The organism is Arcticibacterium sp., from assembly GCF_055134445.1.
In genome coordinates, this window is sequence record NZ_JBSRVI010000177.1 from 1 (window position 1) to 23,331 (window position 23,331).

The following is a 23,331-nucleotide window of genomic DNA, read 5'->3' on the forward strand; positions in this document are numbered from 1 at the left end:
TAACTTCTCGAAAGGTAAACGGCTCAAAATGAAAACTAAAGCCAGTCCGAAGAAAATCAATGTTGACTTAAAGCGTTTTCCATTACCAATACCCTTTTTACTTTTTGCGTTTCCAATGGTCACAAAAATAGCCGCTAAAATACCCATCATCGGATGTTCAACGTATTGCTTTCTAGCAATGGCGTTCTTCATTATACCGCTCATATCTGCGTTACTCATTGCCATGAATAAGAGTACAATACCCAATAACAGCATAGTATGTGTAGCTATAAGTGCAAATAAATTAATCTTTCTGTGTTTGTCTTCCCACACCTTTTCAGACGTAACGCCAGAAACGCCATTAATCGTAGCCCAAGCTACTAAGATTAACGCTATAAAAGCCAAGTAGTGATGACTGGTAAGTAATATGTTCTGCATAGTTTGAAATGTTTTTTGTCAAATTTAAGATGTATATGTTTTCTGATTATTCTTTACCTAAGAAAGATACTGTTTAAAAATCGTCAGACCACCTGTAAGCCGCTATTAACTTTTCTTCCCCTTCTTTTCCTTCAAAAAAGTTTCCGTGTTCCATTCCTAAAACCAATCTTTGGTCATCTTTAGCATTCTTTTCATAAATATGCTTAAAAAGGTGTTTATAGTTTATTTCGCCAGTAGTAGGTTCTTTTCTCCCCGGCTCATCACCAATTTGAAAGTAACCTATTTCTTCCCAAGTAAGATCCATGTTTCTTTGAAGCCTGCCTTCATTCCTTTGCATGTGCCACATGTCAAAAAGTATTTTACAAGATGGACTATTCACAGCCTTACAAAGCAAAAAGGTTTGATCTGATGTACGCATAAATAAATCTGGTGTATCTGAGAGCGGTTCCAAAACCATTGTTAAGCCATGTGGTTCCAAAATATCCACAGCCCTTCTTAATGCATCTACCACATTGGCCATTTGAATGCCCATTGGCAATTCTCTGGCAAAGTTCCCTGGAACTACCGTCATCCATTTGGCATTTACCCTTTTGGCTACAGCAACTGATTCTCTACATTTTTTTAAGAAAATTTCTTTCCATTCCACGTCTCCAGAAGCCAAAGAAGTTTTCAAAGGCCAATTATCGAAACTGATCACAAAAACTCCCATTTGCATACCTAATCGAGTCATTTCTTTAGAGATACGCTCTTGGTCAGCTAAGCTTCTGCCCATCATACCATTATCCTCCAATGCTCTGAAACCACGCTCGTGCATGAATTTAATCTGGTCCACAAAATCCTTTCCCGCCGAATTTTGGAACATTCCAAAATGAGGGGCAAAATTTGACTTAAACGGTTTATCAGAATTGCTCAAAAAAGATGCTCCCATAGCTTCATTAGCACCCATAAAAAGACCTCCAGCCGCTAAGCTTGAGGTCGCTATAAAATTTCTTCTGCTTGTCATTACAATATTTCAGTAGGTTGTTTCCTTAAAAATAAACATTTAAAAACTCTTATTTAACCGCAATCAACGAAATTTCTACATTAACATCCTTTGGTAATTTAGCCACTTCAACCGTTTCTCTAGCTGGAGGGTTTTCTGTGAAGTATCTTCCGTAAACTTTGTTAACCTGACCAAAAGTGTCCATTGATTTAAGAAAAATGCTACACTTAACCACATTATTAAAATCCATTTCAGCCGTCTCGAGTACCGCTTTTAAATTTTCCATAACTTGCACTGCCTCTATTTCAATACTTCCTGAAAGAGAAGCATCATAAGCTATTTGACCTGATGCATATAGTGTACCATTAATTAATACGGCTTGAGAGTATGGGCCGATCGGTTCAGGTGCATTTTCCGTATATATAATTTGTTTTTGCATAGTATTATAAATTAATGTTAAACTGTCTTTCACAAAACTAAACAGTATTGGAAAACGCTCTTCTTATTTTCATAAAAAATCCTGAACTCGGCAAAGCTAAAACGAGATTGGCAGCTACTTTAGGGAAAGAAAAAGCACTAGAAATCTACCTTTTACTTCTATCTCACACGAGAGAAGTAACCCTTAATGTAGATGCCCAACGCCACCTTTTCTACAGTCAATATGTCAACAATAACGACGAATGGAGTAATGCGAAGTTTCAAAAACATTTACAAGACCAAAATCCAGATTTAGGGCAAAAAATGTACCAAGGCTTTAAGCAGTTATACGACTCAGGTGCACAGAAGGTTGTTATTATTGGTAGTGACTGCCTTGATTTAACCACTGAAATTATAGATTCCGCTTTTAATATTTTGGATACCTACGATTCGGTCATTGGTCCAGCAAAAGATGGTGGCTACTATAGCATTGGTTTCAACTTCAAGAAACAAGCCATAAATGCGGACGATGTTCTAAAAAAAACCTTCTTAAACAAAAGATGGTCGCATGAAACTGTATGTTTAGAAGCACAGGAAGCCTTAGACTACTTTTCTTTATCCTACTCCCTCCTTCCAACTTTAAGTGACGTAGACGTGCAAGCGGATGTAGAACACCTTTTAGAGATTAAAAACTGCTCGACTTCTCAATAGAAATCGAGCAGTTTGAATAAATATTAAGCCTCTAAAGTGCTCAATATTCCTCTAACATAACCTACAGATTCAGCCAAGCCATAAATGGCATGGTCACCATCCTTTTCGTACTCTAGACCTAAAACACCATCATATTCAATATCTATCAATGCCTGCATGATACTTGCAATATCCATTTTCCCACGACCTATTTCCACATTCTGACCTTTAGGAATTTGTTCATGAATATCTTTTATATGTACATCAAACAGGCGGTCTTTATATTTCTTTAATTCTGTAGCTGGATCTAAATTTAACCTAAACGTATGACCCGTGTCAATGCATAGACCAATTCTCTTATCCAAACCCTTTATCTTTTCATAAACACTTCCTGGAGATGGGAAGATTTCGTCTTCTGGTCCATGATTATGTATGGCCAGCTTGATGTCTGTTTCTTTTACTTTCTTCTCTACCAAGGAAAGTAAATCATGCTTTGGAGCTCCAATAATCATTTTTACACCTGCGGCTTTGGCGTAGTTAAAATACGTCTCCACGTCTTCTGGCGTTTTCATATAAATTACACCTACCCCATAAAGGTTAATTCCTCTAGCCTTTACCTTCGCAGTAATCTTTTTTAACTCCTCTGGAGAAGCCTCATAAGGCAAATGAAAACTTTTAAACGCCACATCTTTAATATCGAGCCTTTGCACAATGTCTATCAGCTCGTCTAAACTATACTTTCTCAGCGAATAGGAAGCTAAGCCTAGTCGTAATTTATGAGCATAAGGTTTAATATTGGATGATGATGTATTGAATGACATGCCGGCTGCAGAAACAGCTCCTAGGCCTAAGGTTCTTATAAAATCCTTTCTAGAAAAATTCATTTGTTAATTCTTTGGTTGAACAGGACTAAAGTACAATCTATTCCTGATTTGCCCAACTAGGAACCTCAGCTATATTTTCATTAAAGAGCTCATCTAAGTAATATTTCCTTCTTATGGTCCTATTGCAGGCCATAGGGTTTTCATTAAAAACATAAACACAGGGTTGATATGGGCCTTCCAAAACCTTAACCATAATGCTTTTAGGTGCCCCACCGGCAAAAAACACTTCCTTATGTTCTCTGTTTAAAAGACAATGCCCAAGTTCATGAAAAACCAAGGCTTCTTTGTTTTGGTTAACGCTATTACCCCAGCAAGAAGATGCCTTACTTATAAGTACTTTTCGCTGTAATTCTTTTGAGCCCTTTGGCCTTTCACACTGCCCACAAAGCTCTTCACTCACTTCACCAAATTCCACAATAAGATTCGTCTTTGGTAAAACAACACCTCTCAAGTCTGCTTCAGCATAAAAAGCATTTACAAAAGATTCAAGTTCCGGCTCCACGCTATACATAAAAACAGTCTCTTCCTTCTCGCAGGAGAAAAAGAATATAACGGATAAAAACGTCAGGTGCTTTAATCTATAGAGCATTTGGGGTTAACAATTTAATCCATAAATATACGCAAGTGTAATCATTACGAAATTTAGCTAGCCCTTAAACAAAAAAAAACCGAAGGCAAAGCCTCCGGATTTTATATTCAACCCTATTGAAATAATATTATTTTCCGCCTTTTAACTCGGCTTGCAAAATATCCAATTGCTCCCATTTACCAGCCGCGGCTAGTTTGGATTGTTTCGCCCATGTTTTTGGGTCGTGCATTTGATATCTTGGACCGGCAGCGGCAAGAATCTCTTTTAATTTTTTCTGTGTTGCTTTACCTAAAAGCTGAAAAGTAGTAATACCATCGCTATTTAATAGCTCCGCTATTTTCTTACCAACCCCTTCAATTTTAGTTAAATCATCTACATCAGATTTAACAACCACCTTAGTCGTTTTGGTTGCAGGCTTCGCCGCTACCTTTTTAACCACCTTAGCTTTTTTGGGAGCCTCTTCTGGAATAGATATTACACAGTTATCTACTTGGTAACTTCCTACAAAAGTATAATCCTCTGCATTTCCATCATTTACCCATCTTCCATCATCTAGAAGATATCTATACTCGTAAGTTTTTCCCGTTTCCAGTGAAATAGTCGTTGTTAGAGAACCATCACTGGTTTTCTTTAACTCAAAACCATTTCTAGTATCCCAATTATTAAACTCCCCTACTAAAACCCCAGAAGTAGCATCTCCTACTATATCTGCTGCTAATGAAAATGTTATTTTCTTTTTAGTCATTTGTTTAACTAATTATTATGTTACAAATGTTGGAAATTCAAATGGGACAAAAGACAAATGGATTAATTAAATGCAATATTTCTTCGAAAAGTACAATTCTTTAAAAAATACAATCAATTTAAACCCAAATTATCCGCAAATTTCTGACTATTAAGCCGGTTGATGTTCTTTTCTTAAAAGATCATTCACGGTTTTAACCGGATTAAAAGTAATTAAAGGTACCTCTACAAATAGCGTATTCCAATTTGCCATGGCTCCATTCCATAAACCAGGCAACTCTTGGGCTTTTAAAGATTTTCCACTCTGAGATTTTTCTGTAATAAACCCAGTTTTTGCGTCTCTAAATTTAAGTAAATCAAATTTCTCTCTTTTAAAATCCTTCGTTGAAACGATCAAATCCACTGGATTAAAATGAGTTGCGTTTTCAAAGGTCTCTTTTTGACGAGCATTGCTAAAATTTATTTGAGCTGATTCTACAATCTGAAGAGAAACAGAACCATCAGAATTTTGTGCCCAAAATGGGCCACCCCCAGGCTCACCCACATTCCTCACCATTCCACAAACCCTTATAGGTCTATTAATTTTTTCTTTGGCATATGCTAATTTATCTTCTGCCGACCAGTTCCTAAAACCTTTTGGGGGTACTACATTCATTTCTGATTTCAGAAAGCTCAAGGCCTTTTGTCTGGTATAGTCCGAAACCTCCGTTTTATCCAATCTCTTAGCATAATTGAATAGCTTTTTCTGATAGCTAAATAATAAACCAGCCAAAGCTTTCTTATACTTTATAGTATCTTCTTTAAGATGATCTGGCACCACATTATCTATATTCTTAATAAAGATAACATCAGCATCCTGCTCATTTAAGTTTTCTAAAAGAGCTCCGTGACCAGCTGGTCTGAATAATAAACTGCCATCCTCTTTTCTAAAAGGGCTATTATCCATGTTTACAGCAATGGTATCTGTACCCTTCTTTTGTTCAGAAAAGCTAAAGAGAAATTGTACCCCATACCTTTCTTCATACTTCTTCTTTACATCCAGAATCAAGGCTTTAAATCTACTCTTATGTTCAGGAGAAACTGTAAAGTGGAGTCTAACTCTACCATTTCTGTTGGCATATGCAGCTCCTTCCACCATATGTTCTTCCACGGCCGTTCTGGTTCCGTCTTCATACTGATGAAACTCTAATAAACCTTTAGGCAATGAACCATAATCCAATCCATCACTATTTAATAAACCCTCTAATAAATCTTGGGGTTCTGATTTTCCTCCTGTAACCTTTTTCAAGCTTTCCGAAAAAGCGAAACGATTTATCTCTGACACGAAAGTATCTACAGCTGCATCTTTTCTCCCTTCATCTTTAGCTGCAAATAGGGCCTTAAACATCCTAGATGCGGCTCCTGAGGCTGGAACAAACTTTAACAGCTTCTTTTTAGAAGCCTGTGTATCAAAAAAAGATACCATTTCTGAGACATCTTGGTCATCTAACTTAATAAGGCCATCTCCTATGGTAGCAGCTTTTTGAGCTTTTAAGAAAGGAAAACCATTTTTGAAGTTTTCAACCTGTTCTTCCACGATTTTTAAATCGCTTCCTCTTTTTTCGATCTGTGCTAAATCCTTTTCTGAAAACATTTTTTAGGGTTTATGTATAGAGAATAATGCCTTAAAAATAGTAATGAAATCTTAGAAATGAAGCCAGAAACTTAAATGAACGAGTATTTTTTAAGACCTTTGTTAAAAAAATAACAGTGTTTTGGAAGAAATTTTTATCAATTGCCGCAAGGCATCAAAAGCAGTAGCAGGTTTAAGTTCAGAAAAGAAAAGTGAAATTTTACTGAAATTAGCCTCTAAAATAGAATCTTCAATAGAAATAATTAAGGTTGAAAATAAAAAAGACCTTGATAGAATGGAAGAGTCTGACCCCAAATACGACAGACTCCTCTTATCTGATGTACGTATTCAGGGTTTAGCGAACGCTTTAAGAGCAGTCTCCAAACTGAAAGACCCTGTTGGAGAAGTAATATTAGAAAGAACGCTACCTAACGGACTTAAGCTTCAAAAGGTCTCTAATCCATTAGGGGTGATTGGAATTATATACGAGTCGAGACCCAATGTAACCATAGATGTCGCATCGCTATGCCTTCGTTCTGGAAACGCGGCTATTTTAAAAGGTGGAAAAGAAGCACATTTTTCAAATACTTTATTGGTTTCATTAATCCATGAGGTTTTGGAAGAATTTAATATCCCAACGGCAGCTGTAACTTTACTCCCAGCAGACAGAGCTTACACGCAAGAACTATTGAAAGCAGAAAAATATGTGGATGTTATCATTCCCCGAGGCTCTGCAGGCTTGATAAATTATGTAAGAACCAATTCTTTAATCCCGACTATTGAAACGGGTGCTGGCGTTTGCCATACTTACGTAGAAAAAACGGCAGATTTAGATATGGCTGCAGCTATTATAGTAAATGCCAAAGTAACAAGACCTTCTGTATGTAACTCGTTAGATACTGCCATTATAGATAAAGAAGTGGCCGAGGAGCTGATTCCTAAAATCCTTGATGGTTTCAGAAAAAGCCATGTCGAAGTTTTTGCGGATGATTTTAGTTATCCTATTTTCCAAAAAAATGGCTATGAATCATTACAAAAAGCAGAGCCAGAAGATTTTGGAAAAGAATGGTTAGACTTCAAAGCATCTATCAAAACCGTGGACGACATGGAGGAAGCATTAGAGCATATTGAGGCTAATTCTTCTAGACATTCAGAAGCCATCATCACCGCTAACACCGATCTAGCAGAAAGATTTATTAGAGAAGTAGACGCCGCATCTGTTTACCATAATGCTTCTACAAGGTTTACAGACGGAGAAGAGTTTGGTTTGGGTGCAGAAATAGGTATATCTACCCAGAAACTACACGCTAGAGGACCGTTTGCTCTTGAGAAACTGGTTACCGAGAAATGGATACTAAGAGGAACAGGGCAAACAAGGTAAGTGAAAGAAAAACTATTAGAAATAGCCAGAGAAAAGGTACAACTAAGACTTACCGAAGCTAAAAAAGCAATGGCTGAAGCCCAAAACGCAGCCAATGAAGATACTAAAAGCTCTGCTGGAGACAAATTTGAAACCAGCAGAGCCATGGCTCATAATGATCTAAACTTATATACCAGGCAATGGCACGAAGCCAAAATAGACTGGGATATTCTTTCGATTATAAACCCTGAAACTTCCTATGTGTTAGCTGGCCAAGGAGCATTGGTCAAAACAAATATTGGTGTCTTTTTCCTCAGTGTGAGCATTGGGGTCATTGAAGTAGACAAAATTAAAGTGATGGTAGCCTCTTTAGCATCCCCTATGGGAGAAGCTTTAAAAGGTAAAAAAGCTGGGGAGAACTTTGATTTTCGCGGCAAGGCCATGAAAGTATTGGAGGTTAGCTAAGCCACTGAAAAACTTTAGAAAGCGGTTTTTGCCAAAGCGTATACCACTTTGGTTTGATATTATTTATCTTCCACGCTCTTCTGTCTTCCATATTGGCACGCATTCTATTTTTTATAGACATATTGCTTACCCCCCCAGCCCTCATTTTCATTTGAACATGCGGAATATAAGAAGCCTTTACACCTTCTTTATAAAGCATTCGGAGCATTAACTCATAGTCGCCAGCAGATTTAAAATCAGGTTTAAAAACACCGAACTTTTCATACAATTCCTTTTTTAGAAAAAAAGTAGGATGTGGTGGCATCCAACCCTTCAAAAAATTGTTTTTGTCATATTCATTTGCCTTCCAGTTTCTTGTAACCTTACTTACTTCTTCTGGATCCACATATTCCAAATCTCCATAGACAGCGTCAACTTCAGATTTTAAAAATGCATTCACCACTCTAGATATAACCGCATTATCTGGAAAGAAATCATCAGAATTTATGATTCCAATAACGTTTCCAGTGGCTAATCCAAGGCCTTGGTTCATGGCGTCATAAATGCCCTTATCTGGCTGCGAAACCACTTTAAGTCTTCCTTCATAATTTCTCAACAGCTCCAAAGTTCCATCTGTAGATCCTCCGTCCTTGATAATATATTCAATATCTGAATAATCTTGACTTAGAACCGTTTCAATAGTATGACCAATGGTCTTTACCGAATTATAACAAACCGTAATTAAAGAAACTTTCATTGAGCGTAGCTATATTAAAATCTAGAACTAATATGGAGTATCTTAAAATACTTCAATTTCCGTAGCAAAGATAAGTTTAAGTAATGAAACATTTTTTACCCAAATTACATTATTACAAATAGGCAAACTTTAAATTAAACCATGTTTTTAAGAAAGGTACTTCTCAGCATATTAATACTGTTTCATCTTCAAGCAAAATCGCAAAACCTTAATTACCGAAACTTGGTGATGGAAGGCGGAGGGATTAAGGGCATTGCTTATGGTGGTGCAATGTTAGAACTCGAAGAAAATGGCATTTTAAAGAATATCGTACGCGTGGCAGGAACCTCTGCAGGTGCTATACAAGCAAGCCTACTAGCCATAGGATACTCGGCAGAAGACATTTCAGAGATTATTGCTAGCACGTCCGTAGAGACTTTTAACGATGACGGATTTATACCCAAAGGGGCGAAACGCCTGCTTGGAGAATATGGTTGGTTTAAGGGAGACCGCTTTTTAGCCACCATAGAAGGTTTAATTTATAACAGAACAGGAAATAGGAATCTCACTTTTGAAGACCTACACAGACTAGCCAACGCTCACCCATTTAGAGATTTATATGTAGTGGGAGCAGATTTGTCGAATCAACGGTCGGTTATATTCTCTTACGAAACTTATCCTAAAATGAGAATCGCAGATGCGGTAAGAATATCCATGTCTATACCCATCTACTATCAAGCTCTCTGGGTAAACCCTGAAGGTAAAATTATAGATAAGCCCACGCCAGAAGACAGATGCCACTTATTTGTGGATGGCGGTATTTTAATGAATTACCCCATTGAAGTTTTTGATGACACTAAATTCTTAAACGAATGTGTCAATGAAGAAAAGCACATTTTCAATCAAGAAACCATAGGTTTTAGATTGGACAGAAAAGAACAAATTAATCAAGAAGTAAAAAATGGAAGTGGTATAGCTCCGTATGAAATCTCCGATTTTAACTCTTACATGTCTGCCTTATCAAGCATCTTAATGCGAAATGTGAACCCACCACACCCAGAAGATGTTCACAGAACCATTTTCATCAATGACTTAGGCATGAGCCCTAGAGTGAGAAAAGTACTCGAGGAGGAAAAAAGACTTATGATGGACAGCGGCAGAAGTGGCGTAAAAGACTTTTTAGCTCGTACAAATTTAGTGAAAGATTAAACATTACTTTGTAACTTTGGCAGCTCAAAATTTATATAAACTCTATTCCTATGACAAATAAGAAAAATATTATTTTATTGGCTTTAATGGCCACTTCTATATCAGGATTTGCTCAATACTCTAGCACCCCACCAGAGGTTTCTCCAATGCCAATGAAGCCGGAAATGACTGAAATTTGGGAGCCAGAAGTCAAAGTAGTTACACCTGCAAAAGTTCTTGGGGATGCCCCTTCTGACGCTATCATTTTATTTGATGGAAGTAACTTAGACCAATGGGCCAGCCAGTTGGATGCCACAAAACCAGCACCATGGACTATCGTAAATAACGACCACTTAGAGGTAAAGCCAGGTAGCGGTGGCATCCAAACCAAAATGAAATTTGGTGATATCCAATTACACATAGAGTTTTCTGCACCAGATAAAGTAGAAGGTGTAAGTCAGGGAAGAGGTAACTCTGGTTTGTTTTTACAAAAAAGATATGAGCTTCAAATTTTGGATTCTTACCAAAACAGAACTTACAGAAATGGCCAAGCCGGTGCGATATATAAAGATGTAGCTCCTTTGGTTAACGTAATGCGTGGACCATTAGAATGGAACACTTATGATGTCATTTACACCGCCGTAAGATTTAAGCCAGACGGAAGAGTAGACGCACCAGCAAGAATTACCGTTTTGCATAATGGCGTGTTGGTTCAAAACAATACGACTATAGCTGGTTTAACAAACTATATTGGTCTTCATATGTACACAGAAGCCCATGGAGACGATGTCATTGCACTTCAAGATCATGGCAACAAAACGCAGTTTAGAAACATTTGGCTAAGAAAGCTATAGTCCCTTTTCTAAGATATTATAATCAGGGAGGGCCTAGGCTCTCCCTTTTTTAATGATAAATACCGAAGCAAATAGCCTATTCAGATTTTGTATAGAACAGCTTTCTATTGAAGAGAAAGAAGCTGTTAGTTATTTATTGTTAGAAGATGCACACCAAATAAGTAAGACAGACATCGTGCTCAATAGAGCTGTTGAAATAGATAAAATTTTACTTCAAAAACAGCTCGACAGGCTAAACAAGAACGAGCCTCTTCAGCACGTGGTAGGTTTCACCTACTTTAGAAATCGAAAGTTTTTTGTTTCTAAAGATGTTCTCATTCCAAGACCAGAAACCGAAGAAATAATTGACCTTATAAAATCTCAGGAATTCACAAACCCAAGCGTTTTAGATATAGGCACAGGAAGCGGCTGCATTGCCATTTCCTTAGCTTTAGAATTAGAAAATACTAAAGTAACCGCTTTAGATGTATCAAAAGACGCTTTGGCCCTTGCCAAGAGAAATGCAACAAGCCTTGCAGCTCAACTTCATTTTATAGAAGCCGACATTCTAAACTACGGCTCTGGAAACTTTGACATTATAGTAAGTAACCCGCCATACATTAGAAATCTTGAGAAATCTGAGATGGCAGAAAATGTATTGAATTATGAGCCAGATCTGGCACTCTTTGTAGAAGACAATGACCCATTGATTTTTTATCAGGCTATAGCTAAATATGGCAAATCACACCTCAACGCAAACGGCTTCATTGCTGTAGAAATAAACGCCTATTTAGGGGCAGAAACAAAAGCTCTTTTTGAGTCTTATCATTATAAAAACGTATCATTAATACAAGATTTTTACGAAAAAGACCGCTTCGTACTGGCTAAAAACTAGGTCAATATCGTTTTTCGCAGCGAATTGTTTAATTTCACAAAATTCCAAAATTCTAAATGGCAGAAAACCAATATCTTCAGGACAAAATAAAAGCGGTTTTTGAAGAGGTACAAAAAGTAGTAGTAGGACAAGACTATCTCGTTAACAGACTATTAATTGGACTTTTTACGGGAGGGCACATCCTGTTGGAAGGAGTACCAGGTTTAGCTAAAACCAAAACCATTAATACCTTAGCACAAGTGCTAGATTTGGGTTTTAAAAGGCTTCAATTTACGCCAGATTTACTTCCTGCAGATTTAATAGGTACCATGATTTACAATCAGAAGTCTGGAGATTTTGAAGTAAAAAAAGGCCCTATTTTCTCTCAGCTGATCTTAGCAGATGAAGTCAATAGAGCTCCGGCCAAGGTGCAATCTGCCCTACTAGAAGCCATGGCAGAAAAACAAGTAACCATAGGTTCTGAAACTTATCAATTAGACAGACCATTTCTTGTAATGGCTACACAAAACCCTGTAGAACAGGAAGGTACTTATCCTTTACCTGAAGCTCAGGTAGATAGATTTATGATGAAAGTTTTTGTGAATTATCTCGACAAAAACAGTGAGTTAGAAGTGATAAGACGCATGACCAACCTTGATTGGCATTATACACCTCAAACTATTTTAACGGCCGAAGACATCCGTCAAATTCGTCATGAAATAAACAAGGTAAATATCTCTGATATGCTGGAACGGTATATTATTGAGCTGGTATTTGCCTCCAGATTCCCTGCTGATTATGGACTGGATTTAGAAGCCAATTATGTACAGTTTGGTGTATCTCCCCGTGCGGGCATTGCCTTATACAACGCCGCCAAGGCTACCGCCTTCTTTGATGGCAGAGACTATGTTTTACCAGAAGACATTAAGCCGCTAGTAAAAGATGTTTTTGGTCACAGAATTATCTTAAATTACGAAGCAGACGCAGATGGCGTTACCACGGAGCAAATCATTGAAAAGATATTAAAAACGGTGGCAATTGCCGGTAAATAAAAGATCAAGCTTTACGATTTAAAACCTCCGCTGCCTCTTTGGCAAAGTAGGTTAGAATCACACTGGCTCCTGCCCTTTTCATACTGATAAGCATTTCCATCATAGCCTTTTCGCCGTCTATCCACCCATTATTGGAAGCGGCTTTTATCATGGCATATTCGCCAGAAACATTATAAGCCGTTACGGGAATATCAAAATTATCGTTCAGTGCTTTTATAACGTCAAGGTAACTAAACGCAGGTTTCACCATTAACATATCTGCCCCTTCGGCAAAATCTAATTCCGCCTCAAATAGGGCTTCCTTAATATTAGCGGGGTTCATTTGATAGGTCTTCTTATCTCCAAACTTGGGTGCGGACTCCAAAGCATCTCTAAAGGGGCCGTAAAATGCTGAGGCATATTTGGCAGAATAAGCCATAATACTAACATCCTCAAAACCGGCGTCATCCAGAGCTACTCTAATGGCACCAATCCTTCCATCCATCATATCTGATGGCCCTATAATATCTGCCCCTGCACTGGCCTGAGCTACAGCCATTTGGCATAGCACCTCTACCGTTTCATCATTAATTATCTTTCCATCTTCCACTATTCCATCGTGCCCATCAGAACTGTAAGGATCCATAGCCACGTCTGTCATCAATGCCAACTCAGGATATTTGGATTTTATCTGTCTTAAACTTTCTAGATAAAGAGTTTCAGGTTTTATACTTTCAGTGGCATACTTATCCTTTTTTTCGTCTGGATAATTTGGAAAAAGGCAAATACATTTTATACCTAAAGACACTACTTCTTCTAGCTCAGCGAGTAACATATCCAAAGAGTATCTGAATATTCCGGGCATAGATTTAATCTCTTCTTTCTTTCTTTCTCCACCCGTAACAAACATTGGAAAAATGAAATCATTGACAGAAAGTGTCGTCTCTTCCACCATTGATCGTATGGCAGCACTTTTTCTGTTTCTTCTAGGACGATGTGTTAATTGCATATATTCTCTATTCACTCCACAAAGATAAGGATACTGCCATACCCTGTTGACACAAAAGGCATAGAAAAAAATCTTTTTCAATGTTTTAAGCGTTACTTTGGCGTATCAACTCCATATCAAATATGAATCTTAATCTGTTAAATAACAGTGCCTCCAAGTGGGCGTCTCAAAACATTATTGCGGCACGCTTCCTGTTAATTTTATCAGAAATTTTAAGATTGTCCATTGCTTTTTACCTTGGAAAAACCATCATAGCACCCATTACCGGCAATGAATATCTTTTATTGTGCATTCTACTCCTTTCATTGGTCTATGTCTTAATAAGAAAAAACACCAAAAGAAGGCATTATAAGAGCTTCTATAAAAATGGCCTCTTGATCATGAGCTGTTCTTGGGCTCTATATTTCTTTACAGGTAGCCTGTTTTCAAGTTTAGACTCGAACAGAAACAGCCATGGTATATTAGCTAATGATGTGCAGCTTAGCCCGAAGAGTGGGCTCCTGGCTGAAACGATGAAGAAAAACAAGGTCCAGATAAAAATAAGAGAGAAAGAAAAAAAGAAAATGAGTTTTTCTACCAAAAGGAAAATACTCTACGGATTTCTCTTTTTATTAAGCCTTCCATTGACCTTTTTTGGTTTAGTAATGGCCTGTAGTCTAGGTTGTTCTGGCTATGTGTTTTGGCCATGGGTTTTCTATATCCTCTCCTTGGGAGTTTTAGCGGCTGGCATATTCTTCTTGAGAAAGCTCATTTCAAAAAAGAATCCCAGAAAGTATAAAAACTTAAATAAACATGAGAAATGGAAAGCGTGGAAACCCTTCTTTGTGAGTTGGATTCTTGTTTTGGGGGCGGTAGCCATTTTTCTCCTTTTTGCTAATTAAAAGAGATAAACGCCTAAGGTTAAAAATAGCATAGAAAGTAATGTCAAAATCAAGACAAGCGGCCAAATAAACTTAAGCCATTTATCATAACCTACGTTCACCATAGTAAGTGATGCCAGAATCATGCTGGTAGGGTTTATAAAGGTCATGAGGCCTTGCCCATAAATGTATGTGTTCACTATCATTTCACGCCCTATTCCTACGACATCAGCCAAGGGAGCAAAAATTGGCATGGTGAGCACCGCCATTCCAGAAGAAGAGGGTATAAACAAAGACAAACCTACATAAACGAAGTATAAAATATTAACAAAAATACCTTTCGGCATATCAGAAACTAATCCGGAGCCAGCATCAAGGAGCGTATCTGAAATTTGACCATTCTCCATCAAAACGGTGATTCCTCGGGCAATTCCAATAATTAATGCTACACTTAATAAATCATTGGCTCCTGAAATAAATGCCTTGACAAACTTCATTTCATTGACTCTCCCTACAATTCCAATTAATACCGCTCCTATAAAAAACACGGTTGTCATCTCTAGAAACCACCATTCCAGTACAGAAACACCATAAACCATAATAACAAAACACGAAATGAAAATTCCCAAAACAATTTTTTGATTCAATGTCAGGGGCTCAATCACATTTCCTTTTTTATTAAAGAAAGCCTTTTCTATCTCTTCTTTTTGATCATGGATAATTGAACTTTTAGGATTTAGCTTTATTTTTCTAGCATATCTCAAAATATACCACAGACATATCATGGTTCCAGTTAAAAGCATCAATAACCTACCATTCACGCCTAAAAGCCAGTTAATACCCGCAGCATCCGACGCAATAATTACAGAAAAAGGATTTGTGGTACCTGCCATCAAACCAATAGTGGATCCGATAAAAATACAAGACACCGCTACAATGGCATCATACCCTGCTGCTAAAAAAACGGGAACTAGAATAGGATAAAAAGCAATGGTTTCTTCTGCTAAACCAAAGGTGGTACCTCCAGCCGCCATTAAACAAGTTACTATGATTATCAATAGAAACTCTTTACCTTTTAACAAAGAAGATAAGCTAGCCACTCCGGAGTCAAAAGCATTGGTGCTATGCACTACCCCTATCATTCCTCCCAAAATGAGCACAAATAATATGATATCAATGGACTCTACAATACCCTTTAACGGAGCTTGAAAAAACGCCAATATTCCCTGTGGTTTTGAGGCCGTTTCATGATAACTCCCAGGAATTCCTATGGGCTTCCAAATACTTCCATCTGTAAAGTTTTCTAAAGGTATTTTTATCCCTAATTTATCCAAAGATTCTTGAGTGGCTGGATATTCGCTGTTAGATTCTCCCGTCTGTTTGAATGAATTATTATCCGAATCATACACAAGTCTATCGTATTCCCCAGAAGGCAATACCCAAGTTAAAAGAGCTACCACTGCAGCAATAATAAACAGAACGGTATGAGCCGAAGGAAACTTTATTGACTTCATAAACTAAATAGATTGAGAAATACTAAATAACAGTCCAGAACGAAAAAAAGTGAAGCATTGAACTAAATCAAACACTTCACTTTTAAAAATACTTAAAATATCTCTTCTTAAAGCCCCATTCCAGCGTAAAGCTTTACATCATCTGCCTGAATCACTTCACCACACATAATCACCAAACGTTCTACCACATTGCGAAGCTCTCTTACATTTCCTGTCCAAGGTAGTTTTTTCATTTGCTCCATGGCTTCCGGAGAAAAACGCTTAAGCGGCTGGTCTGTATAGTCTTCGCCTACATCTTGTAAAAACTTTTCTGCCAATGCTGGTATATCCTCTACCCTTTCTGCCAGAGCAGGTACATGAATTGGAATTACATTTAGTCTATGAAATAAATCTTCTCTGAAATCATTATCCGCAATAGCCTGTCTTAAATCTTTGTTGGTAGCCGAAAGTACCCTTACATTAATTTTTATTTCTTTTTCTCCGCCTACTCTCGTAATCTTTCCTTCTTGTAAAGCTCTAAGAACTTTAGCCTGAGCAGAAAGGCTCATATCTCCTATCTCATCTAAGAATAAGGTTCCATTATCTGCTTGCTCAAACTTACCAATACGCTGTTTCACAGCCGAAGTAAAAGCACCTCTTTCATGACCAAAAAGTTCACTTTCAATAAGTTCTGAAGGAATAGCCGCACAGTTAACTTCAATAAGCGGTTTCTTTAACCTATTACTTTTCTCGTGAATCTGTTTTGCCACCATTTCCTTACCAGAACCATTAGGACCCGTAATTAATACACGAGCCTCAGTAGGACCTACTCTATCAATGGTTTCTTTCACCTTCATGATGATAGCGGACTCACCCACAATTTCGTTTTTCTTATAAACTCGTTTCTTAAGCGTTTTTATAACTTCTACGTCGTTGGCTTTTTCAATGGCATTTCTAACCGTTACTAAAAGTCGATTTAAGTCTGGTGGTTTAGTTATAAAGTCGAAAGCTCCTCTTTTAGTAGCCTCAACAGCATTTTCTACATTTCCAAAGGCAGAAACCATCACAAATTGTGTTATGGAGCCTTCTTCCTTGGCTTTTTGAAGCACATCCAAACCCTCTAGTTTGGGCATTTTTATGTCGCAAAGTGCTACATCATAGGGGGCACTCAATACCATCTCTAGCCCCTCCTGACCATCTTTAGCTTCATCAACTTGGTAGCCTTCATACTCTAGAATATCTCTCAGAGCATCTCGGATACTTTTTTCATCATCAATTACGAGGATTTTTGCCATAGGGGTTTCATTAGAATTATATATGATGTGATTCCTATCTAAACAAATCACAGATTACGAGGCAAGATAGTAAAATTTCTATCAAAGGATACCTTGGCAATGATATGATTTACAGCATATACCTATTAAAAAGCACATTGATTGTAAACAATCAAACATTAGGGCAGATTGTAAAAGCTTAAACGTAGATACGTTATCGGTACAATTATTGTAGATCTATTTAATAATGATGGAAGAACTGATTATGAGAAAGGTTTTAAGCAAATTTTTATTATTAGTACTGCTTTACCCTTTGGTAATTTCTTGTAAAAAGAAAAAAGGCGACGTTGACCCTTTTGGAGGAGATTCGGTGTGTCCACTCTTAGCAATGGTTGACGATAAAGGCAATAGTATCACGGATTTTGAATACGTACAATCTAATTTAATGAGAATTTATAGCTTAGAAGACCCTAAGACCACCATGAGTTTTAGATACGACGCCAAAAATGTGATCCAAACCATGGAAGTGGAAAGTAACAACGAAACTCAAAAATTAAAAGTAGAGTATATCTATGATGATAAAGGTAGAGTAAACGAGACCAAAACTAGTATGTCTGGTATTCCTATACAGAAAAATGCTTTCGTTTTAAGTGATGGTAAAATTACTGCAGTGGTGACCACCGTAACGCTATTTGGTAAACAGCTTTCCAGCAATACCAGACTCGTTTATAATGGAGCCAATGTCAGTCAGGTGTATACAAGCTTTGATGGAGAGCCAGAAAAACTGGCTTTTGTGGGAGACAAATATGACGACAAACCACAGTTTAATCCTAAAGCTTATAAAACAGCCGCACTTGGTTTTGTAGGATTAGCCAACAATTTTTTCAGCCTTTTCGGTGAAAACAACTTAGTTTCAGGAAAGATATATGATGAAAATGGCAAAGTAGATCAAAAAACCAGCATCATATACAATTATAACAAGAAAGGGCTTCCTACTACCTCTGAAATAACCACAGAGAGAAATGGGGAAATCACCACAAAAAAAGTTACATACGAATTCTTATGTAACTAAAAGTCAATTATGTGCTACACGACTAATAATCCAGTGTAGATTTAAAAAAGGCCACCCTAGGGTGGCCTAAATTTTTGGCATCTATCAAATCATTATTGATTGATAAGTATATTTCCTTTACCACTTCCCATAACCACCACTTTAGCATTTGGCGACAATGACAACTCTTTCTGAGCTAAAATAGCTTCATATTGTAATTGCTTAGTAGTTAAAGTAGATGCGATAATTTCTTGATAATCGGCAATACCTCTTGCTTCTACCCTTTTACGTTCCGCTTCTTGTTTCTCTTTTTGAAGTACAAACTCCATTTTCTGAGCATCTTGTTCGGCATTTATTTTTGACTCAATAGCTTTCTTTACAGACTCTGGCAAAGTGATGTTACGCACCAAAAGCTGCTCTAACACTAAACCTCTAGAGGTGAAATCATTATCAATAGCTTCAAAAATCTTGGCTTGAAACTCTTCTCTTTTAGAAGAATAAAGCGAAACTGCTTCATAGTTAGCAGCCAAATCTCTAATTCTAGTTCTGGCAATTGGTCTAACTATCAAATCTCTATAACTCGTACCTAACTCCCTATAAATAGAAGGTGCACTTGAAGGTATGATTCTATATAATACCGTTAGGTCAATAGTAACCTCAAGCCCATCTTGAGACAGGGCTTTAATGGCATCATCCCCATCTTTACTTCCCGCATCATTAATTCCGGACATGGTATAGTTTTGAGTTTTAATGTCAAACTCCCTCACCTCCACCAATGGATTTACAATATTAAGACCACTCTCTAAAGTACCTTCTTGAACATTCCCGAAAAGAGCTTGAACACCTACTTGACCTGGATCTATTTGGATAACAGCCTTAGACAGTGCCCCTAACGCTAAAAGTACAATGCCAGCAATTCTAATAACACCAGACATCCGCTGAAGCGGTGATGTAGGGTTGTTTAGAACAAAACTTGCGATAATAGCTGCAAGTCCTAAAAATAATAATAATGACATATTCTTTCCGTTTGATTGAATTGTCAATTTACAAAATAAAGACTGCCCAAACTACCCAAACTGGATAAAGGGAATCTAACATATTCATACGGCTTTTAGCAATTAAGGTCGGAATTTATCTCATTTTCTTATAAAACAGGAAAAAATCATCTTAAAGCTTACCGTTTTATAAGCTTAGCTAGATACTATATTAATCTTTTTTAGGACGGGTTAAATCTAAGGTACTATCAGCTGCCATTTCTGCCCTAATCCCTTTTGACCAAGCTATCAATTTTGACTTTTCTTCTGAAGTTAAGTCTGCCTCTTCGTGAATTCTTACATAATCGTCGAATGGCATTTTGTTCTCTTCTACTTCCTCTTCTAACTCTTCTAATTTATGATGAGCTTTCCATGGTTCGTAAGCCAAAAATTCAGACATGTCAAAGTGCTTTTTGCCATCTTGGATATGATCATCTAAGTACCAAGCCACAGGCTGAATATTAGCATACCACGGATAAACTGTATTATTAGAATGACAGTCGGTACAAGCTTTTTTCAATATCTGATGCACAGCCTCAGGTACGGCATATTTGGCACTGATATCATTAACAGAAATACTTTCAGAAATATTTCTCTCTGGTCTTATAAATTGAATTATAAAAAGTACTGCTAGAAGAGCTAAAAGAATTTTTTTGATCATTTTTAAGGAATTATTGCGTCTAAAACTACTTAATAATAAGAACAAATAGAAAAGAGGTCTTGAAATTTGGCTTAAACTACGACTAGCACCTCTAAAAAAGAAATCCATTTGTAAATTTGAACGCCCCAATTGAAATAAAAAAAAGATGTATATCAACTCTTCAGGAAAAGAAACTCAAACGTATGAAGCCATAGTGGTAGGTAGTGGAATGAGCGGCGGAATAGCCGCCAAAGAGCTTGCAGAAAAAGGGCTCAAAGTGCTCATGATAGAGCGTGGACCTAAAAGAGAACATATTTCAGACTATACACATGCCATGACGGACCCTTGGAACCTGCCTCATCATGGCGGGCTTACAAATGAAATAAAGGATAAGTTTCCGTACATGACTTCCGAAGGTTCTTACCCAATAAATGAAACAAACGACCAGTTTTGGATGCCTTTTGAGGAAAATCCTTATGAAAGAGAAAAACCTTTTGACTGGTACCGTGGCTATGGTGTTGGGGGCAAATCATTGCTTTGGGGACGCATAGCTTTAAGATGGGGTCCACAAGATTTTGAGGCCAATTTAAAAGAAGGTATAGCCATCGATTGGCCAATACGTTATAATGATGTGGCTCCATGGTATTCTAAAATAGAAAAATTTGTAGGCGTGAGTGGGCAGGCCTTAGGCTTAGATCACTTTCCTGATAGTGAGTTTCAGCCGCCATTTGAGCTCAACTGCGTAGAGAAAGATTTTCAGTCAAAAATGGTGGACGTATATGGCGATAAACGCATCATAACTATAGGCAGAGTGGCTCACCTGACTGAACCTACGGATGAGCAACGCTCGCTCGGAAGGACCAACTGTCAAAGCAGAAACATGTGTGCAAAAGGCTGCCCTTTTGGAGGATATTATAGTACCAATGCTGGAGCATATCCTGCCGCTATGAAAACAGGAAACCTAACCGTACTCACCAATGCCGTGGTAAGCGAGGTTATTCTAGACGACGTTTCTGGCAAAGCAAAAGGTGTACAGGTGATAGACACCGAAACCATGGAGAGCTCAGAGTTTTTCTCCAAAATACTTTTCCTAAATGCTTCCACCATAGCTACTACACAAATTATGCTCAATTCAAAATCCGACAGGCATCCGAATGGTTTAGGAAACGAGAGCGGCATGCTAGGCAAAAACCTTATGGACCATCACTCAAGAGTGGGTGCCAGAGGAGAGGTAGATGGCTTTTTAGATAAGTATTATTACGGCAGAAGACCAGCTGGCTTTTTTATACCAAGATTCAGAAATATCAATGGCGACAAACAAGACTACGTCAGAGGTTTTGATTATCAGGGCTACGCCAATAGAGCCAAAGGAAATACTGCCGGGCAACCAAGTTTCGGTGCGGAATTTAAGGAAAGTATGTCTGAAGTAGGCGGTTGGGGAGCTGGTATGAGTTCTTTTGGAGAATGTTTACCCTATGAAGAAAACAGAATGTATCTACATGAAAGTCAAAAAGATAAATATGGTATTCCTAAAATAGTTTTTGATGCTGAATTTAAGGAAAATGAAATGAAGATGCGTTTAGACATGGAACAAACCGCTGGAGAGATTCTGGAGGCTTGTGGCGTCAAAAACGTAAGCACTTACCGAAGCGAAAAACCTCCGCTAGGTTTATCAAAACATGAAATGGGCACTGCCAGAATGGGGCACGATCCAAAGACCTCTGTCCTCAATAAAAACAACCAAATATGGGGCTGTGAAAACGTTTTTGTAACCGATGGAGCGTGCATGACCAGTAGCAGTTATGTAAATCCTTCCTTAACTTATATGGCATTGACAGCAAGGGCGGTGGATTTTGGGTTGAAGGAATTTTCTTAATTATCAAAAGGCTAAAAGAACTTTAAAGTGGCAATATTAAAACTTCTCATAAATCAGAAAAATTAGTATGTCACGTTTATTCTATTCTGAATGGCGACAAGGTGACAACATGGTGATTTAGCTTTGGTAGAGACTAACATAAGCGTGCCTATACTTAACAGTAGACGTTTTTGTTTTTGGATTCTTTGACAAATACAACCATAAAAACACAAGCAGATTCATTGAAGCTAGAATGAAGAAGCCTTTTGTGCTCGTTGGGAAGAATAGTGAGTGGATTAGGTGACTCACGCCTTATTCAAAGCAACAAAACAGTTAAGGACATAAATTCTTCTCTACGCAAAAACATAACTGAGAAAATAGCAAGTTTTAAATAAGCTACTAGTGCCTATTATTTTGGAAAACGATTATTACGTTTAACGCTCGATCTACTGAAACAAAAAAATGACACCTAAGTTAATTAATGAACTAAAAGAACTCGATATTCCTCTAAATCTTGGATTTTGTTCAAACGATTTGAATAAACTAGAAAAAATCACTGTCTATAAGTTTCCCTATGATTTTGTCAAATTCTACAATTCAGCAAACGGCTATAAAGAAGATTGTAGTTTTGAAAGGCAACAAATCTGGAATCACAAAAAAATAATTTCCGAATACCTTGAATATAGTGATGAATTCGTTCGATTTTATGTTGAACAGTCCTTGGATTGGACTTTCAAAAAAAGACAACAAAATTTATCTAGGTTATGGATTCAAGAACGAATTTGACGGAACGGTAAAATTCATTGCAAATAATTTTACTGATTTTTTAAAACTCATAGTCTTGAATTCAGACAAGTTGTATTAAGAAAAAAAAGCATCGTTTCAAAAGTAATCACTTAAAGACTATCGCTACATACTTACCTCAATACGAAATAGTTAAAAAAAACTCCCCACTTTCCATCGATGATAATTTGATTCAAACGAGTCAATTATCCCAAATTAAAATCCCATGCTCCGCTCCCATTTAAAAGGGCATTGGTCTCTGCATTATTTTTGAATTTGCCTCGTTTTGGGTGCCATTCTAGCTCTGCTCCTAGTTCGTAGGTTTATATTTCCAATATTACACATAGAAGCCGTTCTGTGTCCTATCTCTACATCGTAAATTGGCAGCACTCTAGACCTCATAAAGGGTCAAGAGCAAAATCTGGGGGATGAGTTCTTTAAGCATAAATTTGACATAGTCTAAAAAGGAAGAATTCAATACTCCTGACACCTCTAAACCTAGATCTAAAAGCTTTGATTTTCGCATTGAAA

24 protein-coding genes are annotated in these 23,331 nt (G+C 37.4%); 11 read left to right on the forward strand and 13 right to left on the reverse strand.

What is annotated here, in order from left to right; genetic code table 11:
- The 3 genes from ACTBZY_RS23515 to ACTBZY_RS23525 form a co-directional block, all read right to left on the reverse strand.
- On the reverse strand, positions 1–417 hold a 417-nt coding region (locus ACTBZY_RS23515; RefSeq protein WP_463048847.1), incomplete at its 3' end, for a hypothetical protein.
- A gap of 73 nt (positions 418–490) precedes the next feature.
- Positions 491–1,420 carry a hydroxypyruvate isomerase family protein gene (locus ACTBZY_RS23520; RefSeq protein WP_463048848.1) on the reverse strand — a complete coding sequence of 310 codons (930 nt, stop codon included), beginning with the start codon at positions 1,418–1,420 and terminating at the stop codon, positions 491–493.
- A 49-nt stretch (positions 1,421–1,469) separates the two neighbouring features.
- Positions 1,470–1,838: a Rid family detoxifying hydrolase gene (locus ACTBZY_RS23525; RefSeq protein ID WP_463048849.1), complete on the reverse strand. Its 369-nt coding sequence runs from the start codon at positions 1,836–1,838 to the stop codon at positions 1,470–1,472.
- Between the two features lie 47 nt (positions 1,839–1,885).
- On the opposite strand from ACTBZY_RS23525, the gene ACTBZY_RS23530 reads away from it, so the two are divergent.
- Complete coding sequence (locus ACTBZY_RS23530) at positions 1,886–2,527, forward strand: TIGR04282 family arsenosugar biosynthesis glycosyltransferase (RefSeq protein ID WP_463048850.1); 642 nt, start codon at positions 1,886–1,888, stop codon at positions 2,525–2,527.
- A gap of 23 nt (positions 2,528–2,550) precedes the next feature.
- Here ACTBZY_RS23530 and ACTBZY_RS23535 read toward each other — a convergent pair whose 3' ends face one another.
- From ACTBZY_RS23535 to ACTBZY_RS23550, 4 genes are all read right to left on the reverse strand, one after another.
- Positions 2,551–3,390 carry a sugar phosphate isomerase/epimerase family protein gene (locus ACTBZY_RS23535; protein WP_463048851.1) on the reverse strand — a complete coding sequence of 280 codons (840 nt, stop codon included), beginning with the start codon at positions 3,388–3,390 and terminating at the stop codon, positions 2,551–2,553.
- A 37-nt stretch (positions 3,391–3,427) separates the two neighbouring features.
- A complete protein-coding gene (locus tag ACTBZY_RS23540) occupies positions 3,428–3,979 on the reverse strand; it encodes a hypothetical protein (protein WP_463048852.1) in 552 nt (183 codons plus the stop codon).
- 127 nt (positions 3,980–4,106) lie between these two features.
- Positions 4,107–4,724, reverse strand: a complete 618-nt coding sequence (locus tag ACTBZY_RS23545) for a hypothetical protein (RefSeq protein WP_463048853.1) — start codon at positions 4,722–4,724, stop codon at positions 4,107–4,109.
- A 150-nt stretch (positions 4,725–4,874) separates the two neighbouring features.
- Positions 4,875–6,356, reverse strand: coding sequence for a DUF4301 family protein (locus ACTBZY_RS23550; RefSeq protein WP_463048854.1), 1,482 nt, complete (start codon positions 6,354–6,356; stop codon positions 4,875–4,877).
- A 121-nt stretch (positions 6,357–6,477) separates the two neighbouring features.
- Between ACTBZY_RS23550 and ACTBZY_RS23555 the strand changes: the two genes are divergently transcribed.
- A complete protein-coding gene (locus ACTBZY_RS23555; RefSeq protein WP_463048855.1) occupies positions 6,478–7,716 on the forward strand; it encodes a glutamate-5-semialdehyde dehydrogenase in 1,239 nt (412 codons plus the stop codon).
- Positions 7,717–8,160, forward strand: a complete 444-nt coding sequence (locus ACTBZY_RS23560; RefSeq protein ID WP_463048856.1) for a transcription elongation factor — start codon at positions 7,717–7,719, stop codon at positions 8,158–8,160. It begins immediately after the preceding gene.
- On the opposite strand, the gene ACTBZY_RS23565 is transcribed toward ACTBZY_RS23560, so the two are convergent.
- Complete coding sequence (locus ACTBZY_RS23565) at positions 8,153–8,896, reverse strand: glycosyltransferase family 2 protein (protein WP_463048857.1); 744 nt, start codon at positions 8,894–8,896, stop codon at positions 8,153–8,155. The two genes, ACTBZY_RS23560 and ACTBZY_RS23565, sit on opposite strands and share 8 nt — an antisense overlap.
- Positions 8,897–9,037: 141 nt before the next feature.
- Here ACTBZY_RS23565 and ACTBZY_RS23570 point away from each other — a divergent pair, with 141 nt between their 5' ends.
- The 4 genes from ACTBZY_RS23570 to ACTBZY_RS23585 are packed head-to-tail and all read left to right on the forward strand — an operon-like array spanning position 9,038 to position 12,822.
- Positions 9,038–10,084: a patatin-like phospholipase family protein gene (locus ACTBZY_RS23570; protein ID WP_463048858.1), complete on the forward strand. Its 1,047-nt coding sequence runs from the start codon at positions 9,038–9,040 to the stop codon at positions 10,082–10,084.
- Between the two features lie 50 nt (positions 10,085–10,134).
- Entirely contained in the window at positions 10,135–10,917 is a 783-nt protein-coding gene (locus ACTBZY_RS23575) for a 3-keto-disaccharide hydrolase (RefSeq protein WP_463048859.1), read from the forward strand.
- Positions 10,918–10,969: 52 nt separating this feature from the next.
- On the forward strand, positions 10,970–11,791 hold the full coding sequence (gene prmC / locus ACTBZY_RS23580) for a peptide chain release factor N(5)-glutamine methyltransferase (RefSeq protein WP_463048860.1): 822 nt from the start codon (positions 10,970–10,972) through the stop codon (positions 11,789–11,791).
- A 56-nt stretch (positions 11,792–11,847) separates the two neighbouring features.
- A complete protein-coding gene (locus ACTBZY_RS23585) occupies positions 11,848–12,822 on the forward strand; it encodes an AAA family ATPase (protein WP_463048861.1) in 975 nt (324 codons plus the stop codon).
- A 4-nt stretch (positions 12,823–12,826) separates the two neighbouring features.
- Here the strand turns inward: ACTBZY_RS23585 and hemB are convergent, their stop codons facing one another.
- Entirely contained in the window at positions 12,827–13,810 is a 984-nt protein-coding gene (hemB, locus tag ACTBZY_RS23590; RefSeq protein ID WP_463048871.1) for a porphobilinogen synthase, read from the reverse strand.
- A gap of 122 nt (positions 13,811–13,932) precedes the next feature.
- Here hemB and ACTBZY_RS23595 point away from each other — a divergent pair, with 122 nt between their 5' ends.
- A complete protein-coding gene (locus tag ACTBZY_RS23595; RefSeq protein ID WP_463048862.1) occupies positions 13,933–14,691 on the forward strand; it encodes a hypothetical protein in 759 nt (252 codons plus the stop codon).
- Here the strand turns inward: ACTBZY_RS23595 and ACTBZY_RS23600 are convergent.
- Together ACTBZY_RS23600 and ACTBZY_RS23605 are read right to left on the reverse strand one after the other, a co-directional pair.
- Positions 14,688–16,184, reverse strand: coding sequence for a YfcC family protein (locus tag ACTBZY_RS23600; RefSeq protein WP_463048863.1), 1,497 nt, complete (start codon positions 16,182–16,184; stop codon positions 14,688–14,690). The two genes, ACTBZY_RS23595 and ACTBZY_RS23600, sit on opposite strands and share 4 nt — an antisense overlap.
- Positions 16,185–16,291: 107 nt before the next feature.
- Entirely contained in the window at positions 16,292–17,458 is a 1,167-nt protein-coding gene (locus ACTBZY_RS23605; RefSeq protein ID WP_463048864.1) for a sigma-54-dependent transcriptional regulator, read from the reverse strand.
- Between the two features lie 226 nt (positions 17,459–17,684).
- Here ACTBZY_RS23605 and ACTBZY_RS23610 point away from each other — a divergent pair, with 226 nt between their 5' ends.
- The gene (locus tag ACTBZY_RS23610) at positions 17,685–18,509 is read left to right on the forward strand and encodes a hypothetical protein (RefSeq protein WP_463048865.1); all 825 of its coding nucleotides are present in this window, start codon (positions 17,685–17,687) and stop codon (positions 18,507–18,509) included.
- A 92-nt stretch (positions 18,510–18,601) separates the two neighbouring features.
- Here the strand turns inward: ACTBZY_RS23610 and ACTBZY_RS23615 are convergent, their stop codons facing one another.
- Together ACTBZY_RS23615 and ACTBZY_RS23620 are read right to left on the reverse strand one after the other, a co-directional pair.
- Positions 18,602–19,504, reverse strand: coding sequence for a prohibitin family protein (locus ACTBZY_RS23615; RefSeq protein WP_463048867.1), 903 nt, complete (start codon positions 19,502–19,504; stop codon positions 18,602–18,604).
- A 190-nt stretch (positions 19,505–19,694) separates the two neighbouring features.
- On the reverse strand, positions 19,695–20,183 hold the full coding sequence (locus ACTBZY_RS23620; RefSeq protein WP_463048868.1) for a heme-binding domain-containing protein: 489 nt from the start codon (positions 20,181–20,183) through the stop codon (positions 19,695–19,697).
- 145 nt (positions 20,184–20,328) lie between these two features.
- Here ACTBZY_RS23620 and ACTBZY_RS23625 point away from each other — a divergent pair, with 145 nt between their 5' ends.
- Positions 20,329–22,038: a GMC oxidoreductase gene (locus tag ACTBZY_RS23625; RefSeq protein ID WP_463048869.1), complete on the forward strand. Its 1,710-nt coding sequence runs from the start codon at positions 20,329–20,331 to the stop codon at positions 22,036–22,038.
- A 441-nt stretch (positions 22,039–22,479) separates the two neighbouring features.
- Positions 22,480–22,803, forward strand: a complete 324-nt coding sequence (locus ACTBZY_RS23630) for a hypothetical protein (RefSeq protein WP_463048870.1) — start codon at positions 22,480–22,482, stop codon at positions 22,801–22,803.
- Positions 22,804–23,331 lie beyond the last annotated feature (528 nt).

Coding starts and splice junctions, on each gene's coding strand:
- ACTBZY_RS23605 (WP_463048864.1), bottom strand. CDS start 17,458: ATGGCAAAAATCCTCGTAATTGATGATGAAAAAAGTATCCGAGATGCT.
- ACTBZY_RS23630 (WP_463048870.1), top strand. CDS start 22,480: ATGACACCTAAGTTAATTAATGAACTAAAAGAACTCGATATTCCTCTA.
- ACTBZY_RS23520 (WP_463048848.1), bottom strand. CDS start 1,420: ATGACAAGCAGAAGAAATTTTATAGCGACCTCAAGCTTAGCGGCTGGA.
- ACTBZY_RS23570 (WP_463048858.1), top strand. CDS start 9,038: ATGTTTTTAAGAAAGGTACTTCTCAGCATATTAATACTGTTTCATCTT.
- ACTBZY_RS23600 (WP_463048863.1), bottom strand. CDS start 16,184: ATGAAGTCAATAAAGTTTCCTTCGGCTCATACCGTTCTGTTTATTATT.
- ACTBZY_RS23525 (WP_463048849.1), bottom strand. CDS start 1,838: ATGCAAAAACAAATTATATATACGGAAAATGCACCTGAACCGATCGGC.
- ACTBZY_RS23610 (WP_463048865.1), top strand. CDS start 17,685: ATGATGGAAGAACTGATTATGAGAAAGGTTTTAAGCAAATTTTTATTA.
- ACTBZY_RS23550 (WP_463048854.1), bottom strand. CDS start 6,356: ATGTTTTCAGAAAAGGATTTAGCACAGATCGAAAAAAGAGGAAGCGAT.
- ACTBZY_RS23545 (WP_463048853.1), bottom strand. CDS start 4,724: ATGACTAAAAAGAAAATAACATTTTCATTAGCAGCAGATATAGTAGGA.
- ACTBZY_RS23595 (WP_463048862.1), top strand. CDS start 13,933: ATGAATCTTAATCTGTTAAATAACAGTGCCTCCAAGTGGGCGTCTCAA.
- ACTBZY_RS23615 (WP_463048867.1), bottom strand. CDS start 19,504: ATGTCATTATTATTATTTTTAGGACTTGCAGCTATTATCGCAAGTTTT.
- ACTBZY_RS23575 (WP_463048859.1), top strand. CDS start 10,135: ATGACAAATAAGAAAAATATTATTTTATTGGCTTTAATGGCCACTTCT.
- prmC (WP_463048860.1), top strand. CDS start 10,970: ATGATAAATACCGAAGCAAATAGCCTATTCAGATTTTGTATAGAACAG.
- ACTBZY_RS23585 (WP_463048861.1), top strand. CDS start 11,848: ATGGCAGAAAACCAATATCTTCAGGACAAAATAAAAGCGGTTTTTGAA.
- ACTBZY_RS23535 (WP_463048851.1), bottom strand. CDS start 3,390: ATGAATTTTTCTAGAAAGGATTTTATAAGAACCTTAGGCCTAGGAGCT.
- hemB (WP_463048871.1), bottom strand. CDS start 13,810: ATGCAATTAACACATCGTCCTAGAAGAAACAGAAAAAGTGCTGCCATA.
- ACTBZY_RS23620 (WP_463048868.1), bottom strand. CDS start 20,183: ATGATCAAAAAAATTCTTTTAGCTCTTCTAGCAGTACTTTTTATAATT.
- ACTBZY_RS23540 (WP_463048852.1), bottom strand. CDS start 3,979: ATGCTCTATAGATTAAAGCACCTGACGTTTTTATCCGTTATATTCTTT.
- ACTBZY_RS23625 (WP_463048869.1), top strand. CDS start 20,329: ATGTATATCAACTCTTCAGGAAAAGAAACTCAAACGTATGAAGCCATA.
- ACTBZY_RS23565 (WP_463048857.1), bottom strand. CDS start 8,896: ATGAAAGTTTCTTTAATTACGGTTTGTTATAATTCGGTAAAGACCATT.